Origin of the sequence: Gramella sp. KN1008 (assembly GCF_004332155.1) — a bacterium.
Taxonomy (GTDB): Bacteria; Bacteroidota; Bacteroidia; order Flavobacteriales; family Flavobacteriaceae; genus Christiangramia.
In genome coordinates this window covers 132,663-150,525 of sequence record NZ_SJDV01000002.1, presented here as the reverse complement: position 1 = coordinate 150,525, position 17,863 = coordinate 132,663, and the positions used below count along the sequence as shown (strand labels likewise).

The window sequence follows — 17,863 nt, the reverse complement described above, 5'->3', positions numbered from 1 at the left end:
CAAAGTGAACGGCTTCTAAACCAAATACCAGCCATGACTACCGGCAACCGCTCCCAGGATAGTTAACAAACTTACCATTAACAGGATCCAATGGGCACGATGAATAAAATTGAATGTCTTCTCCGGGTTTTTAATGGCATGCTTCTTATACAGTTTATGCAGAACTAAAGGTTCCAGAACAAATAGGATTACAGTGAAAATCAGCCATACAAGAACCATTGCATGAAGCCACCAAAACTGAACATACAGGAAACGTTCCCAGGCATCCATGACATACAACATGAAAAAACCGCTTAGCGCGGTAAGAAGCGTGGTAATCTTGGCTTGTAATGAAAATTTACCCTCTATCCTTTCAAAGGTTTCCATACGTTCTTTTGGTGAGTTCATTTTCTTTACCGCCGGGATAATGACCGTAGTAACCATTGCCACACCTCCTATCCATAAAATCACCGCAAGTACGTGAATAACTCTTGCCAGGCTTAGATATTCCATCATTGAAATCTCAAAAATTTCTGTACAGGATAATATTACAAAACCTTTTAATTTAGATTCCCTCCAATCCTGATGTTTTTTTCAAAAACTGATTCTTATCATAGAATTACTGTATGCAACCTCTTAGCTTTACCATAATTAAGAATCATTCTAAATAATAACTTAATTCATGTACTTATGAAATATGCTTCATTAATAAAGGAACTTGAATATAATGAGAATAAACCCGCTGTAAAGGTTTTAATGGATACAGATACCAGCAGGGAAATCAGGATTGCAATGAAAAAGGGACAGGTAATGAAAGAACATTCTACACCCTACCCTATTGTAGTTGAAATTTTTGAAGGTCATATTAGCTTTGGCGTGAAAGGAGAAATACATGAGCTTAAGAAAGGAGATTTGGTCTATCTTGAAGGGGCCATTCCACACGATCTTAAAGCTGAAACAGACGGTACAATAAGACTTAGTCTTTCAAAATCTGATACTGCCGAGAGAGTAAAAGGTGTTGCCGATAGTTCAGCTGAATCCTAAACAATACCGATATTTTCTTCTATTTACCAATGCTTCAAGATAATAGGACAAAAAACTCCCTTCAAAACTGAAGGGAGTTTGACTATATCTTAACAGATTGGTTAATTTCCTCTTTCCGGTATCTCAGCATCACGATTCACATAAGAAGAAACTCCTCTTATAAAATCATTTACAATATCCTCCAGCACCTTTCTGGCTTCTGAGGTCAAAGGATAAGGTTGATTATTATTCGCATAGAATGCCCAATCCTTAGGTCCGCCTACTATTTGAAATGCAGGTGCTCCGGGACTGGTGATCTCCACGATCTCAACATCATACCGGATCTTCTGATTCGCAAACCTGAAGGCTACATCAAACATAGCATCCCAGGTATATTCATCGCCGTCATCATTTATGGCAAAGGCCTGGGGTACAAAAACATGATATTCAAGATACTGATCCTTCAATTCCCTAGTTCGTGCTTCCTGAGGATTAGAAACAGTGAATTCTGCCCACATTTTTGCAGCAAGAAAAAGTTCTGAGTCAGTTTTTCCCGGATATTCACGAATAACCGAATCTTCAAATCCCGCGGGAGAAAGGGTGAATTTTTCAGCCGTCTTTTGAGAAAACAGGTTTACTGAAAATAGAAATATAAAGACCTTCAAAATAAAAATTTTCATAACTCCAAATTTTTTGGTTTAGACTTAAAATACCCAAAATCAAACCTATTCCCTGTTAAGGCACTGGTAAAAACCTTTAAACTTAGCCTAAATCAGTTCTGTTTTGATTTCTGAATATGTTCAGGATTTTTCTGCCATAAAGAAGACCATCCCCCGCCATAGCTCTTTTCGATCTTTCCCGGTATGGAGGCAAAGATCAAGACCAGTACTCCTACGCTCATATCACTTACAATGGCGAGGGTATTTTCATATCCCAGAATCCATGGAGCTGCCAGAAGCCAGATACCCACGGGAAAATTCCATTTACGCACCACCCTGGTTGCTTCCCATATAGCCACGATAGAAAATGTAACGATTATGGGACCTGCAATATGGCCGTTATCTGCCGCTGCTGATGAATACTGGAATATACCAGGCGAGATCATCAGCCATAATCCTAAAATAGTATTTATCATTCTTGGCCACATATCAGTTCACTTTTTCAATTTCAGATTGTACTCCCCAAAAGGCTTTCCACGTAGAAGCTTCAGACCTTCTTACGCGTTGCATAAATTGCAGACTGGCCAGCATTTCATCCATTGCGGGTCCAATCATAGCTATGGAAATCACGGCAGAACAAAGGCAAAGAGTACACCATGCAGAGAACAGCACAGGCTGAAATACTACCAGCATAACACTAACAAATCCCAGCGGCCCCACTGCCAGTCCAAAAACTATCACGATCCAGGGCATCTTTCTCCATCGTCCTGTACCACCAATGACCCCTGTAACCGCATCTACCAGATATCCAAAGGCTCCAAGAGCTGCATCGGGAATAGGAAGCACATGGGAAACCTTAGAATTAAGAATAGTCACACTACCATCTCCAAAAAAAGGCTCCCATACATCTGAAATGATATTAAGCTGATACAGGGCGAGGTAGCTGGCAATAAAAAAACCGATCATCGCCAGAACAACGATAGGTATCCTTTGTGACCAGGTAGCAGGATTATAATCCCATCCCGGCGGTATCAAACTTACATCTTTACTCATATTTAAGATTGTTTTTCTTATACCAGGCTTCGGGATCCTTTTTCAGGTTTTCAATGATAATGGGAAGAGTATCCATTATGTTATGCTTTGGTTCCCAGTTTAGATATTCCTTTGCCCTGCTGATATCAAGCTCATAATGATCATCTGCACGGTCTATCATCCAGGGTTTTATAAAGGGATCGCTAACAAGGTCCCGTACCCAGGCTCCAGCTTTTGCAATGCTCTTGGGCACTTCATAGGTTTCCCATTCTTCCCCGTGAATTAATTTCCCCAGGGTTTCCTGAAGCTCATTATAGGTAGGTGTATTGGATTCCCCAATATTTATAGCTATCTCATGGGGAAGTTTATTCCTCCTTTCAACAGTTTTTAAAACCGCGTCCAGCACATCTTCCAGGTGAACGAAAACATTTCCGTGATTAAGATCTCCAGAATAAAAATGACTCACCAGTTCTTTTTCATAGATACGTTTGATTTGCTGTCCTATTGGTATGGAATGTCCCTCTTCATTATAAACACCCGCGATCCTTAAGAAAACCGTATCAATATCCTTATTGTTTTCCTTAATTAGCTCTTCTGTAACGATCTTTGATTCCGGATAACCCCAGTTAGCCTCTACAGGGGAATCTTCGTGGATCTTCCTGCCAGGTTCAGTAGGTTTATATATAAGATTAGAACTCGCGTATATGAACTGGTCTACTTCAAAATCCTGTAACTGGTTTAGAAATTTTCGGGTACCTTTTACGTTGATCTCATCGTAACCCGGACTATCTTTAGTATTAAAACTATAATAGGCTGCCAGATGGACCACAGACGCTATCTTACTTCCGTACCCATACCTGATACGTTCCATAGCTGCATCAATGGCCTTCTCATCAGTAATATCAAAATTCACACACTCTGCCTGCAGAGGTGGATATGGTGGCCCCAGTCTGTCCAGTCCCACCACACGGTAATTATGAGCCAGCTTTTCAATAAGCGGAAAACCTACAAGCCCACTGCTTCCTGTAATTATTACAACTTCTTTTTCAGAAGATCTCGCTCCCTTCTCCGGGTGGTCTATTATCTCATCCATAAATATTGGCTAGTTAACTTATTTAATATGAATACTCTAAAAGTAGAAAGAAGCATGTTGAAGAACAAAATTTAAAGACACCTGAGGCAATCAATTAACCAAACTTTATTAAAATTCAACGTAACTTTAACCTTCAGCAACTTCTTCCGTAACTCTAAGAGTTAAAAAATCCTAAATCAAATGGTGCTCTCTAATGATTTATTATTTTAAGAGAAAAGACTTCAGCAATGAATTATAAAACTTTAGGAAATACTGAATTAAAAGCACCTTCCATCATTTTTGGAGGCAATGTTTTTGGATGGACGGTTAACGAGAAGGATTCATTTAAACTTCTTGATCAGCTGCTTGATATGGGGATCAATATGATAGATACGGCCGATTCCTATTCCCACTGGGCTCCTGGAAATAAGGGAGGTGAATCTGAAACTATTATAGGGAAATGGATGAAAGAGCGTGGCAATCGCGATAAAATGATAATCGCAACCAAAGTTGGTTCCAATCCTGGAAAAGATGGAAGGGATATTTCAAAAGATTACATTTTAAAGGCTGCAGAAGATTCATTGAGACGTCTTCAAACAGATCATATTGACCTTTATTTTACTCACTGGGATGATGATAAAACACCGGTGAAAGAAACACTAGAAGCCTATCAAACACTGATAGATCAGGGTAAAGTGAGGTATATTGGCTCTTCCAATATATCCGCCGAAAGACTGGAAGCTTCTCTCGAAGCTTCAAGAAATAAAAATCTGCCAAAATATGAGGTTTCACAACCCGAATACAGTCTTATGGAAAGAAATAAATTTGAAGGAAAACTTCAGGAAATCTGTCATGAGAACAATATGGGGGTGACCAGTTATTTCTCACTAGCAAGTGGCTTCCTTACGGGGAAATACAGTACCGAAGAAGATATTGAGGGAAGGGACCGAGAAAAATTCCTGCAGGAGTATTTTAATGAAAAAGGCAAAGAGGTATTGCAGGCACTAAAAGATGTTTCTAGTCATCATAATATTTCTCAGGCAGCAGTGGCCCTAAGGTGGATAATGCAGCGCCCTGGCATCACGGCCCCAATTGCAAGTGCTACCAAACCTGAACATCTGAAATCTTTTCAGGCGGCAATTAGAACGGAATTAAGTTCTGAAGAGATGGATGTACTTAATAAAGTAAGTTCATAATTAGACCTTCAACTCCGGAGTTTTAATCTTTCATAGCTTTCTTCATTGCTTTCCGTTCCTGGCGTTCAAGTCTTCTAAAATATCCCCGGAACAGAAAATTATGCCGTAATGCCTCCATGTTTTCATTCAGCTTAATAGATGACTGTTTTATATGGAACAAAGTAGTATCAATGTCGCGTACCAACTCGGTATCCTGAGTGAGATAATTCAGGGCCCCTTCCCCATTATCTATCCGGCTTATCATGGATTCTACATTCTGGGTAACGCTCATTAGATTACTACTTGTGGAATCCAGCTTCACAATAATGTTCTCAACTCTCTGGCGGGTGACCGTGTCTTTGAACAGGGTTCCTGCCAGACTCTCTTCAACATTAAGCTGACTGAGCTCCCTGTTTATTTTCTTCATTGCGATAGTTGTTTGCCTGCTGGTTTCCTGTAGATTCACAAGCGTCTGTCTGATATTTTTAGCAAGGGTTGAATCGCTTACCAGGACTCCAAGTGTACCTTTCCCTTCAAGGATCTTATTGGTGATCTTCAACAGGTCTGAAGTAAGCAGAGCGGCATTTTCATTGGTGACATTAAGGGTAGAAAGCATATCATCGGCACCAATCCGGCTGTAAGAGGCTATGGTGTCTCCAGGTTTAATTGAGGCTAAATCCTCCTTTCCAGGCAAAATATTCACAACCATACTACCAACCAGACCGTCTGTTCCAACTGTGGCAATAGCATCTTTTTTTATGAATTTTCCGGTAGACTCCTCCACCATCATCTGAACCAGAATACGAGATTCCGCCAGCATCTCAATCTTACTTACATTCCCTACATTGATACCGGAGTAACGGACATTGTTTCCTATTTGCAGACCATTTACATTTTCAAATTCCGCAAAAACAGGAATGTTCTTTGTAAAAAGGTGTTGCCTGTTACCTATGTAATATAGTGCTGCGACAAGTACCAGTGTACCTAAAACCACCAAAACACCTAATCTTATTCGTTGTGAAGTCGATTTTTCCATGATACTCAATTTTTAAAAAAAGCCTGAACCTTTGGATCTTTAGAACTTGATAACTCCCAAAAGGTTCCTTCGGCATAATTAATACCGTCCACCAGCAATATCATTCTGTTGGAAATCACTCTGGCACAATCTACATCGTGAGTTATAATTAGTGATGACGTATCATATGTATCCTGTACACTCCTCATTAACTGAATGATCTCCTTGGAAGTAATTGGATCCAGTCCCGTTGTAGGCTCATCATATAATATGATCTCCGGCTTCAGGATAAGGGCTCTTGCCAGAGCGACCCTGCGCTGCATACCTCCTGATAATTCAGAAGGCATGAGGTCTACGGTATGCTCCAAACCTACATTGCTCAGGGCCTCACGAACAAGAGTCTCAGACCTTTCCTTTAATTGGAGTCTTTTCTTATGTCGTCTTAAAGGAAAAAGGAGATTTTCCCGAACCGTCATCGAATCATATAAAGCACTTCCCTGAAACAAAAAACCTATATGAGTACGTAATATATCGAGGTCTTCCTGCCTAAGTTCTGTTATATCCTGATCCTTTATTTTTATACTTCCGCTATCGGCCCGCATAAGACCTACCAGACATTTTATCATTACCGATTTTCCAGCTCCCGATTTCCCCATAACCACAAGATTCTCACCCTTATACAACTCCAGATTAAAGCCATTAAGAACTTCGTTCCCTCCAAAAGTTTTTTTAAGATCTTTTATCTCAAGGATGGGTGATATGCTGTTCTTCTTATTCATCAGATTCCAAAGAAAATATCGGTTACAAAAACAGCTATAAAATCGATCACAAACAAAAGCATTGAGGTATAAACTACTGCAGCATTTGAAGCTTCTCCTACCCCTACTGTTCCTTTGGAACAATAATATCCCTTGTAACAACCAACCAATCCTATAGCAAAGCCGAAGAAAAAGGATTTGATCGTAGCAGGGATAATATCTGAAAATTTCAAAGAATCAAATACCTGATTGAAATACAATAAAAATGAAACTTCCCCCTTAATGTTTTCGACCAGTGCAGAACCCACGAGAGCTATTGCATCTCCCAAAAGAATTAATAATGGTAACATTAAGGTTGCAGCCACAATTCGGGTAACCACGAGGAATTTAAATGGATTCGTCCCGGAGACCTCCATAGCGTCGATCTGCTCTGTAACCCTCATGGAACCCAGTTCAGCCCCTATACCGGAACCTATTCTACCGGCGCAGATAAGAGCTATAATTACCGGTCCTATTTCCCTGACAATAGAAATGCTCACCATCGAGGGCATCCAGGATTCTGCTCCAAACTGCATTAATGTAGGCCTGGACTGGAGGGTGAAAACCAAACCAAGAATAAATCCCGTAACGCCTACCAGTAACATAGAGCGATTCCCCATATTATAGCACTGTCGCAATAATTCCTGGAATTCGAAGGGAGGCTTGAATACCTCGCGAAAAAAACGACCTGTGAAATAAGCGATATCCCCTATTTCTTCAAAAAAGCTTTTTACGTTATTTGAAGCCGCCATATTCCAGATTTTTTACCCTAAGATAGATTTAAAAAAGATCTGGGAACATGATAATAATCAGCTATTAGCTACCATGAATAAGTAAATATATGAATGATAATCAGAAGATTAACTATTTGATAATTAAAATAACCAAATAACCATCGCTTCCTAGCCGCTAAGTTTTTGCTTCAGCTCAGTCAGATTAAGACTGGATTGCTCTCCGGACTTCATATGTTTTAAGGTGAATTTTTGTTGGCCCATTTCTTCTTCTCCTGCCAGGACCACATATGGAATATCCCTTTTATCAGCATATTTCATCTGTTTGCCCATTTTAGCCGAATCGGGATAGAGTTCTGCGACAATATTCTCATTACGCAGTTTTTCTACTGCTTTCATGGCATACATGGCTTCCTTCTCTCCAAAATTGATAAAAAGAACTTTTGTATTATGCATAACGGTCTCAGGGAAAAGACCAAGTTCTTCAAGTACCAGATAGATACGGTCAAGACCAAAGGAAATTCCAATACCGCTCATATCTTTCAGGCCAAAAATACCCGTAAGATCATCATAGCGGCCACCTCCGCCTATAGAACCCATTTTCACAGCTTCAGGCGCGGTTACCTCGTAGATCGCACCTGTATAATAGTTCAGTCCTCTTGCCAGGGTAACATCAAGGTCTAATTTGGCTATTTTGAGAGGCATTTCTTCAATGGCATTCTGAATGAACTGAAGTTCTTCAATTCCTTTTCTTCCATTTTCGGAAGTTTCAAGTATTGATTTTAATCCGTTGATCTTTTCAGAAAAAGACCCCTGAAGATTAAATATTGGCTGAATTTTACTGATAGCCTCATCAGAAATGCCTTTCTCACGCATTTCCTTTTTAACTCCCTCCTCGCCTATCTTATCAAGTTTATCAAGAGCTACCGTGAAATCTATCAACTTATCCGCTTCTCCGATCACTTCCGCAAAACCAGAAAGCACTTTTCGATTATTGATTTTTATGGTCACCCCTTGAAGGCCCAGTGCACTGAAAACAGAATCATATAACTGAACAAATTCAACTTCCTGCCAAAGGCTTTTACTACCTACAACATCGGCATCACACTGAAAGAATTCCCTGAACCTTCCCTTCTGAGGCCGGTCAGCTCTCCATACCGGCTGGATCTGGTAGCGCTTAAATGGAAACTCGATCTCATTCTGATGTTGTACCACATACCGGGCAAATGGGACCGTTAGATCATAGCGTAGTGCCTTTTCACTTATGGATGGAGTCAGCTTTAAACTGTCATTCTGAGCTAATGCATCCTTATCGGCTTTTCTTAGAAAATCCCCAGAATTAAGAATCTTAAAAATCAGCCGATCACCCTCATCGCCATATTTACCCATAAGAGTAGAAGAATTCTCAAAACTTGGAGTTTCAATAGGTTGAAAACCAAAGCTTTTGAATTCCTTTTGAATGGTCTCAAAAATATAGTTACGCTTTGCGACTTCTTCCGGTGAAAAATCCCTTGTACCTTTTGGTATGGATGGTTTTTGTGCCATGATCTGTATTAAGCTGATTTGCCATTTAGGAATGCAAATATCTTAATTTTTAAGCGAACCCAAACAAATTTGAAATTTTAAGTAACAAAGTTCTAATTTTATAGTCTAACCGGTAGGATCGAAAATCAGCTACATGTTTTCACTCTTTCGGGAAAATATCAGGATCGCGCTTAACTCCATAAGGAGCCAGTCCTTACGAACCATTCTAACCGTTCTAATCATCGCAATTGGAATAACAGCCCTTGTGGGTATTCTAAGTGCGGTAGCTGCACTGGAAAATACCATCAGCAAGGATTTTGCCTCCATGGGTGCCAATACTTTCAATCTCCAGCGTTATGAATTCCGGACCCGTAGCTTCGGAAATGAAGAGCGAAAGATCAATCCTATTATTAGCTATAGGGAAGTAAAGGAGTTTGAAGAAAAGTACGAATTCCCTTTTACAGAAACAGCCATTTCATTTACCGGAACAAGCACGGCAGAAATTAAATATGAGAACGAAAAGACTGACCCTGAGATCTCGGTGATGGGGGTTAATGAATATTATCTGGAAAATTCAGGTCTTGAAGTTGAAAGTGGCCGGGAATTTAATGTTTTTGATATTGAGAATAACAACAACGTTGCGGTGATAGGCTCCGATTTTAAGGATGGGATCTTTAAAGGCTTTGACCCGGTTAATAAAATGATAAGCATTCGGGGAGCCAAATTTAAAGTGATCGGGGTTCTGGAATCAAAAGGAAGTACTTTTGGCAACAATCAGGATCTTCGTGTATTTATTCCCATCCAGCATGCACGTTCTCTTTTTTCGCAGCCTAATATAAATTACAGCCTGAGCGTGAAGGTTGAAGACAAGGAAGTACTGGACGCGGCCATGGATGAGGCTATTATCACCTTCAGAAACATTCGCGGGCTCAGTCCAAAGGAGGAAAATAATTTCGGACTCGAACGCAGCGATGATCTAATCAATCGCATCCTAAGGATCACCGGCGCGCTAAATATCGCCGCATGGATCATTTCAATCATTACTATTTTTGGTTCTTCCATTGCTCTTATGAACATTATGCTGGTAACGGTAACAGAGAGGACCCGTGAGATTGGGGTACGAAAGGCTCTTGGAGCAAAGAAAAATACGATAGCCACTCAATTCTTTCTCGAAACACTTGTGATTGGGCAGCTCGGTGGTATACTGGGAATAATCCTTGGAATCACTATTGGCTTTATAGTATCAAATTCCCTGGATTTCAATTTCACTACTCCGTGGAAAGCGATGTTATGGGCTACCGGCATTACGGTCCTTGTAGCCATTCTTGCAGGAAGTTATCCGGCGGCAAAAGCAGCGAAGCAAGATCCTATCGAATCGCTTCGTTATGAATAAACTAATTTGAAAATTTACCAATTTGAAGATTTGAAAGTGAATTTCTAAGGAAAGGCTTTTCTCTTTTAATGCGCATCAAATTAAGAATAGCTTCATTGCTTAATTCGTTTATTAAATTATAGATCCATTTTCAAATTGTCTAATTTTCAAATTGACTAGTTATTAGTCCTGAACTACGTTTTCAAAATAGCGGTATAGCTCACCTTTTGTAATGTTAGCTCCCTGCTTGACAAGCGCAAAAATATCTTTATTGCGATCGTCGCTCATTGCCTTCGTGGAGGTATAGATATTTACTGAGTCATCCATTAGGTTATTTTGCAACCAGCTATAACCTTCACGGGTAGTAATATCAATAGCCTCATTTTCAACTTTTATAGCAATAAGGTTTATTGTAGCGGCAGTAATTTGAAACAGAAATATCTGGTTTGGCGAAAAATGCTCTAGATATTCAACTTTAGTAAGCACTCCTTCCCATATAAGGTCGCTGAATATATCCATTTCCTCTTCGGCCACCTGGGGTTTTTCTTTTTTGATCTTCTCCCATTCATCGGCAGTGATAGATTGTGTTGCCAGGAAATTGATGAATTCCTGATGCATTTCTTCAAACTGCTCCTTGGTTAATCTTGCGTATTTCATACTGAATTATAATAAAAAAAGCCCACTCAAAAAATGAGCAGGCTTTTGCTATGAGTAAAATGAATTAGGCTTCGCCTACAACGTCAAAGCTAAAGTTGGAAACCACTTCACGATGAAAACGCAAAGTTGCTTCGTACTGGCCTAAACGCTTGATGTTTCCACCTGCGATGCTAATATATTTCTTCTCGATCTCAACACCCTCTTTTGCAAGAGCATCGGCCAGGTCTCCATTGGTAATGGAACCGAATAACTTATCTCCTGCACCAGCTTTAGCAGTAAGCTTGATCTCAAGATTGTTAAGTTTTTCAGCCTGTTTCTTAGCCTCATCGATATGTTTTTGTTCTTTATAGGCACGCTGCTTCAAAGTTTCTGCTAAAACTTTCTTTGCAGAAGGAGTTGCCAGTTCAGCATATCCCTGAGGAATTAGATAATTTCTACCGTAACCATTTTTCACAGTTACTACATCATCAGTAAATCCTAAGTTATCTACGTCTTTTTTAAGTATCACTTCCATAACTGCCTCTTTTTATTTTAATAAATCACCTACGTAAGGCATTAATGCCAAGTGACGCGCACGTTTAACGGCTGTAGCCACTTTTCTCTGGTACTTTAAAGAAGTTCCTGTTAAACGACGAGGTAACAATTTACCCTGCTCGTTCACAAAGCCCATCAAGAAATCCGGATCCTTATAATCTATATACTTGATCCCAGATCTTTTGAATCTGCAATACTTCTTTTTTGTGGTGGTCTCTATATTAAGAGGAGTAAGATACCTGATCTCTCCGTCTTTTTTTCCTTTTGCCTGTTGTTCAATAGATGTTGCCATGATTACGCTTTTTCCTTGTTACGTTTTCTTCTTTTTTCAGCCCAGGCGATCGCATGCTTATCTAGCTTAACGGTAAGATAACGCATCATTCGCTCTTCTCTTCTGAACTCAAGTTCCAAAGGCTCAATCACCTCTCCGGGAGCCTTAAATTCGAATAAGTGATAAAAACCACTCTTTTTGTGCTGGATTGGGTAAGCAAGCTTTCTAAGCCCCCAATCTTCCTTAGCTACCATCTCGGCCCCTTTCGAAACAAGAAAATCTTCGTATTTCTTAACTGTTTCCTTTATCTGCTCATCAGATAAAACGGGATTCAAGATGAAAACAGTTTCATAATTGTTCATAAAAATTTACTTTAAATTAAATCGGGTGCAAAAATATTTTTAGGAAGAGGTTTAAGCGGTGCCAATCGGATTTCAAAAATTTCAAATACGAAAGTACTTAATTAAAATGAAACCACATTGCCTGGAAGTCNGAAAGCCGTTGAAGGCTAGAATCATCTACGACAGCACATTTGAGTAAAACTTCTTCCACGGTTTTTTAGTTAGGCATTAACAATATTACTCATTAAAAATAGAATTATTAATTGATATTTCAAAGCCTATTAAGAAGGATAAAACACTATTTTTATCGGTGAAAAAATATTTTACCTTGTATTTCTTATTTTTAATGAGTAATATTGTTAATGCCTAACTAAAAAACCGTGGAAGAAGTTTTACTCAAATGTGCTGTCGTAGATGATTCTAGCCTTCAACGGCTTTCTATCGTAAAATTAATCAAGGATCATCCTAACCTAAAGCTGGTAGCAGAATACAACAATGCCATAGAGACCAAAAACGGCCTTCTTGATACTGAAACAGATCTTATCTTTCTGGATATAGAAATGCCAATTCTTTCAGGCTTTGAACTTTTGGATAACCTTCCAAATAAACCACAGATTATATTCGTAACCGGTAAAACGAAATATGCCTTCAAAGCCTTTGATTATGACGCAGTTGATTATATTCATAAACCAGTTACGAAAGAAAGGTTTAATAACGCTGTGAGTAAGGCTGTGAATCTGTATAAACTGAAACATCAGACACCGGTACCGGAAGACGATGATTTTATCTTTGTAAAAAGCAATCTAAAAAATCGCAAAGTTTTCCTTAGTAAACTAAAATACATTCAGGCACTTGGGGATTATGTGAAATTTGTGACTGAAAAAGACAATTTTGTGGTTCTAGCAACCATGAAATCTTTTGAAAAACAACTTCCTAGTGATCGTTTCTTAAGAACCCATAAATCCTATATTGTAAATCTTGATAAGATAGAGCGCTATAATAGTAAGAACATAGAAATAGATAAGGAAAAACTACCGCTAAGCCGACATAAGAAAAATGATCTGGTAGAAGCCTTAAGCGCCAGCCAGGAATAGAACTAACACCTTTATATAGAATCTCAAGCCATTCCCATGAATGGCTTTTTTATTGTGGATCTACGTTCACTATTACCCTTACCGCTCTGTAAGCCCCAATAGCCCTGAAACTGTTAAGTATTCTCTGCACCATTTTCTTCGTCTTTCCCAGGGATTGTTTTTGAGGGATTTTGATAAGAATATTCTTATAATATTCATTTCTTATTCGGGCCACAGGTGGGAATTCAGGACCCAGGACATACCGGTCAAAAACATTTTCAAGAGCCCTGGCAAGCCAGTCTGCCGCTTCATTCGTTTTCGAAAAATCCCGGCATTTTAGGGTTAACCGTATCAAGCGATAATAAGGAGGATATTGATACTGATACCTATCTTCAAGTTGCTCTTTATACATTTCGGTATAGGCCCCGGTTGAAACCTGCTGAATTATCTGGTGATGTGGATTAAAGGTCTGTATAAGTACCTTTCCACGTTTTTTTGTCCTGCCGGAACGCCCCGCAACCTGCAGCATTAATTGAAAACTCCTTTCATGAGCCCTGAAATCTGGAAAGTTCAAAAGATTATCAGCATTCATAATCCCTACAAGACTCACCTTCCTGAAATCCAGGCCTTTTGTAAGCATCTGGGTTCCTACGAGAATATCTGTCTCATGAGCTTCAAAAGCCGCAATTATCTTTTCGTAGGCATACTTTCCCCGGGTAGTATCCTGATCCATTCTCGCAATACTATGCTTAGGAAACAATGCTTTTAACTCCGTCTCCACCTGTTCGGTTCCAAAGCCCTTTGTGGTAATTTCATTACTCCCACAAGCCATACACTGATTTTGCATGGCCATATGATAACCGCAATAATGGCAACGTAACTGGTTGTTATGATTATGATAAGTAAGACTTACATCACAGTTAGGACATTGAGGAGAATGCCCGCAGGTATTGCATTCCATAATAGGAGAAAAACCCCTTCTATTCTGAAAAAGGATCACCTGCTCATCTTCCTTAAGGCTTTCTTTTATTTCTGCCAGTAATCTTTCGGAAAAATGGCCAGTCATTTTTTTCTTACGGTGGGCGGTCTTGATATCTACAATTTCAACTTCAGGCATCAAAACATTACCATAGCGGCGGGTGAGTTCCACCAGAGCATATTTATTATGCTCTGCGTTGAAATAAGACTCTATAGAAGGTGTAGCCGTACCAAGAACTATACTGGCCTTAAACAGATTTGCCAGTACCACCGCCGAATCACGTGCATGGTAACGAGGAGCTGGATCAAACTGTTTAAATGTGGATTCATGTTCCTCATCAACAACAATCAATCCCAGATCCTGAAAAGGAAGAAAGATACAGGACCTTGCACCTATTATTATCTTGCCTTTTTCTGAATTATTTAGAACATGTTTGTAAATCTCCACCCTTTCGTTCAGGGAATATTTGCTATGATACACCAGAACCTTATCCCCAAAATAATCCTGAAGACGTTTTATAAGTTGCGTGGTAAGTGCAATTTCAGGTAATAGATATAATGCCTGCTGTCCTCGGTTTACGGCTTCTTCAATAAGCTTTATATAGATCTCTGTCTTTCCTGAAGACGTGACCCCGTGGAGAAGACAAACCTTATCTTCCTTGAAATTCTGCTGAATTTCATCAAACGCATGCTGCTGAATTTTATTCAGGTTAATCTCATGATTTGAAATTTCACCGGTAAAGTTAATCCTGTCGGTTTCCTGATAGAATTCCTCGAATATTCCTTTATCGATAAGGCTTTTCAAAACCCCTGCACTAGCCCCCGATTCTTCAAGCAGTTTTTTGGTCTTCAGAGCCTTTTTAGATTTAGCTGTGATAGAAAAGTAGCTGAGCAGAATTTCTCTTTGTTTTGGTGCGCGGGAAAGCTCGTCGAGCAACCGATGCATTTCAGGTTCGGGTTCATAATCCGGGTTCAACTTCACATATCTTACTTCCTTAGGCCTGAACTGCTCGTAGATCTCCTGATTAAGATCTACAAGATCTTTCATCACCAGTTTATTTAGTACCGGAAGAACCTTTTTCCTATCCAGAAGCTGCTCAACTTCCTGGATCTTCATGGATGACTGTCGCTGTAAAGCTTCTATCACCAGGTATTCATCATCATTAAGCTCTGCTGTCTCCGGCTGCGCATCTTTCCTTAATTTAACGATACTTTCGCTTTCCAGTAAAAATGCCCCTGGTAAAGCTGCTCTCATCACATCTCCTTCTGCACACAAATAGTAAGAAGCTATCCATTTCCAGAAGGCAAGTTGCTCTTTAGTAAGCAAAGGCTTCTCATCCAGGATCTGATGTATAGGTTTAGCCTCATAAAGCTCCGGTGGATTTTGATGAATTTCAGCCACAATTCCAGTATATATCCTGTTCTTTCCAAATTGTACGGCAAGGCGCATTCCCGGCTGAATGAACCCGGCTTCCTCTGGGGTGAGACTATAGGTAAAGCGTTTCTCCAGAGGTAATGGTAAAATAAGATCGGCGAAATATGGCATTTAAGACTGGTTGGTTTATGCAATAAAAAAAGCTGCTTTTAAAGTAACTTATTTTATAGCTTTCAATCCAAAAATAAATATTCCTGAATTATTTGAAAGCAAAGTAAGAACTTTAAAAACAGCTTCTAAATATCTTAGATATTATTCGGCCCTATGCCAAACTTTGGTTTTATAGAAAAATGCCAGATAACCTCTCACCTTTAGAACATCCGGATTATCCTCATCGAGCCAGATCTTGCAACGATATTCTTTACCGGTTTTAGGATCTATGATCTTCCCTCCGGTATATTCATCACCTTCCTTTTTGAGACCTCGCATAAGCTCCATACCTTCTATAGGTTCATCTTTGAGCTCACCTTCACACTCCGTACATAACCTGTCACGGTCTTCCTCATTCATGATTCGATGCACCTTTCCATAGATCTTATCTCCTTTCTTATAGATCTCTATGATGGAGTTCACTTTTCCCTGGGGATTGGTGTTCTCCCATTTACCCAATACTTGCTGGGCATTCAGGCAAAATCCAGTAAGAAAACAAATTAATATGGAGAGTAGGGTCTTTTTCATTTGGTTTATTTTCCTAGCATGGCCTCTTTAAGATCATCATCGGCCGGTTTGCTTGACAGCCAAATTCCAAAAAGCGCTTTTTTGAAATCCATACCCTCAATTGTTCCAAGTTCTTTATTGTTCTTGTAAACGACCACCCCTTTGGCTGGAAGGTGCACTATATCAAAAACATCGTTCTTTTTGATCTCTTCCATAAAAAAGCTTTTAAATTTTTCAATTTTGGGAGCTAAAGGTTTAGTGTTCCCATTAGTTGAATTTTCAAAACCTTCATTTACCGCGTCAATCATTTTTTCACTCGAAATAAGCTTGGAAACTATATGTAGTTTTATGCTCATAGGCTTATCTGCCGACATTATTGCCGAGGCATCTGAGGATTTCTCAGAAAGGTAAAGCCCACCGGCATAGAGATCTATCCATAATTTTTCCCGCACTCCTGCTCCGTTAAGCTGCAGGTCCTGGCCCTGGAAATTCAATTGGTTAGGAAGGTTTACTCCACCTACTTTGGTTTGAGCAGAGGCAAAATTCAGCCCCACAAGGGCGATCATCATGAAAATTAATTTCTTCATTTTTTTAAGGTTTAAGTTCGGTTAAAGTTATTTAAATTTCTTTTTCAATTTTATTAAAGAAAGGTTGAGTTCAAAACCCAGCAAAAGCATATTGGAATTAAGCCAGATGTAAAACATCAGTATCAAAAGTGCTCCAATAGATCCATATAATTCATTATAGCTTGAAAAATTGGTAATATATAAACTGAAAAAAAAAGTTGTGATCAATATAAGCAGAGTCGTAAACAATGCTCCTACTGAAAAAAACTTTGCCTGCCTTGCTTCCCGCGTTCCAAAATAATACAAAATTGCAACAGCGGTATAGATCAATATTATAAATCCAAGATATTTTATGAGGCCGGCGCCAAAACCATTTGGATTAACGATCCCTAAATCTCCCAGGTCATTAATCGCATAGGTAATATAAACCGCTCCTATCACAGATATAAGCAACAACAGTGCCAGTATAAGTGAAACTCCCACCGCAACGGCATATTGTCTGGGAATAGACCTGTTGGTGCGGGTATGATAACTGAATTCAAAACCTGTAAAGATCGCATTAACACCATTGGTCATTAAAAATATGGACAGCACAAAAGCTACTGATAATAGACCACCCCGGGGCGTATTCGCTATATCATAGAATATATCCCCAAAGAAGTCTGAAGTATTAGGGGGCAGCAATGTTTCCACAAAATAAAGAAACTCGATCTGAAAATCATCTATAAAGGTGATATACGGAATTAGGTTAAGCACAAAAAGCAGGAAAGGAAAGATCGCCATAAAAAAACTGAATGCGATAGAACTTGCACGGGTTGAAAATGTTCCTTTAATGATTCCGCCCCAATAAATTATCCAGAGATTGTAAAGCGACAATCCTTCCAGTCCGGGTAGAATTATCTTCTTGGTTTCTCTTTTCCACCATGCAGATAAATCATCGAGTTTGGATTGAATCGCTTTTTTTGGAGCCAT

Annotated in this window: 21 protein-coding genes; 4 read left to right on the top strand and 17 right to left on the bottom strand. The window is 39.4% G+C overall.

Annotated features, from left to right (window positions below):
* Positions 1–15 precede the first annotated feature (15 nt).
* Complete coding sequence (locus EZJ28_RS03910) at positions 16–495, bottom strand: hypothetical protein (protein WP_242670063.1); 480 nt, start codon at positions 493–495, stop codon at positions 16–18.
* Positions 496–669: 174 nt separating this feature from the next.
* Between EZJ28_RS03910 and EZJ28_RS03905 the strand changes: the two genes are divergently transcribed.
* A complete protein-coding gene (locus EZJ28_RS03905; RefSeq protein WP_131395154.1) occupies positions 670–1,023 on the top strand; it encodes a cupin domain-containing protein in 354 nt (117 codons plus the stop codon).
* 101 nt (positions 1,024–1,124) lie between these two features.
* On the opposite strand, the gene EZJ28_RS03900 is transcribed toward EZJ28_RS03905, so the two are convergent.
* From EZJ28_RS03900 to EZJ28_RS03885, 4 genes are all read right to left on the bottom strand, one after another.
* Positions 1,125–1,682 (bottom strand): hypothetical protein, encoded by a 558-nt coding sequence (locus tag EZJ28_RS03900; RefSeq protein WP_131395152.1) that lies wholly within the window; start codon positions 1,680–1,682, stop codon positions 1,125–1,127.
* Between the two features lie 92 nt (positions 1,683–1,774).
* Entirely contained in the window at positions 1,775–2,137 is a 363-nt protein-coding gene (locus EZJ28_RS03895; protein WP_207388429.1) for an SPW repeat protein, read from the bottom strand.
* Positions 2,138–2,150: 13 nt separating this feature from the next.
* On the bottom strand, positions 2,151–2,714 hold the full coding sequence (locus tag EZJ28_RS03890; protein WP_131395148.1) for a vitamin K epoxide reductase family protein: 564 nt from the start codon (positions 2,712–2,714) through the stop codon (positions 2,151–2,153).
* On the bottom strand, positions 2,707–3,786 hold the full coding sequence (locus EZJ28_RS03885; protein WP_131395146.1) for an NAD(P)-dependent oxidoreductase: 1,080 nt from the start codon (positions 3,784–3,786) through the stop codon (positions 2,707–2,709). The genes EZJ28_RS03890 and EZJ28_RS03885 overlap by 8 nt, the downstream gene beginning before the upstream one ends.
* A gap of 227 nt (positions 3,787–4,013) precedes the next feature.
* On the opposite strand from EZJ28_RS03885, the gene EZJ28_RS03880 reads away from it, so the two are divergent.
* Positions 4,014–4,961 (top strand): aldo/keto reductase, encoded by a 948-nt coding sequence (locus tag EZJ28_RS03880; protein WP_131395144.1) that lies wholly within the window; start codon positions 4,014–4,016, stop codon positions 4,959–4,961.
* 22 nt (positions 4,962–4,983) lie between these two features.
* Here EZJ28_RS03880 and EZJ28_RS03875 read toward each other — a convergent pair whose 3' ends face one another.
* The 4 genes from EZJ28_RS03875 to hisS all read right to left on the bottom strand — a co-directional run bounded on the left by EZJ28_RS03875 (position 4,984) and on the right by hisS (position 9,028).
* Positions 4,984–5,976 carry an MlaD family protein gene (locus EZJ28_RS03875; RefSeq protein WP_131395142.1) on the bottom strand — a complete coding sequence of 331 codons (993 nt, stop codon included), beginning with the start codon at positions 5,974–5,976 and terminating at the stop codon, positions 4,984–4,986.
* 5 nt (positions 5,977–5,981) lie between these two features.
* A complete protein-coding gene (locus EZJ28_RS03870) occupies positions 5,982–6,734 on the bottom strand; it encodes an ABC transporter ATP-binding protein (protein WP_131395140.1) in 753 nt (250 codons plus the stop codon).
* Positions 6,734–7,504, bottom strand: a complete 771-nt coding sequence (locus EZJ28_RS03865; protein ID WP_131395139.1) for an ABC transporter permease — start codon at positions 7,502–7,504, stop codon at positions 6,734–6,736. The genes EZJ28_RS03870 and EZJ28_RS03865 overlap by 1 nt, the downstream gene beginning before the upstream one ends.
* A 150-nt stretch (positions 7,505–7,654) precedes the next feature.
* Positions 7,655–9,028 carry a histidine--tRNA ligase gene (gene hisS / locus EZJ28_RS03860; RefSeq protein WP_131395137.1) on the bottom strand — a complete coding sequence of 458 codons (1,374 nt, stop codon included), beginning with the start codon at positions 9,026–9,028 and terminating at the stop codon, positions 7,655–7,657.
* 133 nt (positions 9,029–9,161) lie between these two features.
* Here hisS and EZJ28_RS03855 point away from each other — a divergent pair, with 133 nt between their 5' ends.
* Positions 9,162–10,400: an ABC transporter permease gene (locus tag EZJ28_RS03855; RefSeq protein ID WP_131395135.1), complete on the top strand. Its 1,239-nt coding sequence runs from the start codon at positions 9,162–9,164 to the stop codon at positions 10,398–10,400.
* Between the two features lie 162 nt (positions 10,401–10,562).
* Here EZJ28_RS03855 and EZJ28_RS03850 read toward each other — a convergent pair whose 3' ends face one another.
* From EZJ28_RS03850 to rpsF, 4 genes are all read right to left on the bottom strand, one after another.
* Positions 10,563–11,036 carry a DUF6495 family protein gene (locus tag EZJ28_RS03850; RefSeq protein ID WP_131395133.1) on the bottom strand — a complete coding sequence of 158 codons (474 nt, stop codon included), beginning with the start codon at positions 11,034–11,036 and terminating at the stop codon, positions 10,563–10,565.
* A 64-nt stretch (positions 11,037–11,100) separates the two neighbouring features.
* The gene (rplI, locus tag EZJ28_RS03845; RefSeq protein WP_131395131.1) at positions 11,101–11,550 is read right to left on the bottom strand and encodes a 50S ribosomal protein L9; all 450 of its coding nucleotides are present in this window, start codon (positions 11,548–11,550) and stop codon (positions 11,101–11,103) included.
* Positions 11,551–11,562: 12 nt separating this feature from the next.
* Entirely contained in the window at positions 11,563–11,862 is a 300-nt protein-coding gene (rpsR, locus tag EZJ28_RS03840) for a 30S ribosomal protein S18 (RefSeq protein ID WP_131395129.1), read from the bottom strand.
* Positions 11,863–11,864: 2 nt separating this feature from the next.
* Positions 11,865–12,203, bottom strand: coding sequence for a 30S ribosomal protein S6 (gene rpsF / locus EZJ28_RS03835; protein WP_131395127.1), 339 nt, complete (start codon positions 12,201–12,203; stop codon positions 11,865–11,867).
* A gap of 359 nt (positions 12,204–12,562) precedes the next feature.
* Between rpsF and EZJ28_RS03830 the strand changes: the two genes are divergently transcribed.
* Complete coding sequence (locus EZJ28_RS03830; RefSeq protein ID WP_131395125.1) at positions 12,563–13,276, top strand: LytTR family DNA-binding domain-containing protein; 714 nt, start codon at positions 12,563–12,565, stop codon at positions 13,274–13,276.
* Positions 13,277–13,325: 49 nt separating this feature from the next.
* Here EZJ28_RS03830 and priA read toward each other — a convergent pair whose 3' ends face one another.
* From priA to EZJ28_RS03810, 4 genes are all read right to left on the bottom strand, one after another.
* Positions 13,326–15,779, bottom strand: coding sequence for a primosomal protein N' (gene priA, locus EZJ28_RS03825; protein ID WP_131395122.1), 2,454 nt, complete (start codon positions 15,777–15,779; stop codon positions 13,326–13,328).
* 141 nt (positions 15,780–15,920) lie between these two features.
* A complete protein-coding gene (locus EZJ28_RS03820; protein ID WP_131395120.1) occupies positions 15,921–16,346 on the bottom strand; it encodes a DUF2147 domain-containing protein in 426 nt (141 codons plus the stop codon).
* 5 nt (positions 16,347–16,351) lie between these two features.
* Positions 16,352–16,912, bottom strand: coding sequence for a chalcone isomerase family protein (locus tag EZJ28_RS03815; RefSeq protein WP_131395118.1), 561 nt, complete (start codon positions 16,910–16,912; stop codon positions 16,352–16,354).
* Positions 16,913–16,939: 27 nt separating this feature from the next.
* Positions 16,940–17,863, bottom strand: coding sequence for a YihY/virulence factor BrkB family protein (locus EZJ28_RS03810; RefSeq protein WP_131395116.1), 924 nt, complete (start codon positions 17,861–17,863; stop codon positions 16,940–16,942).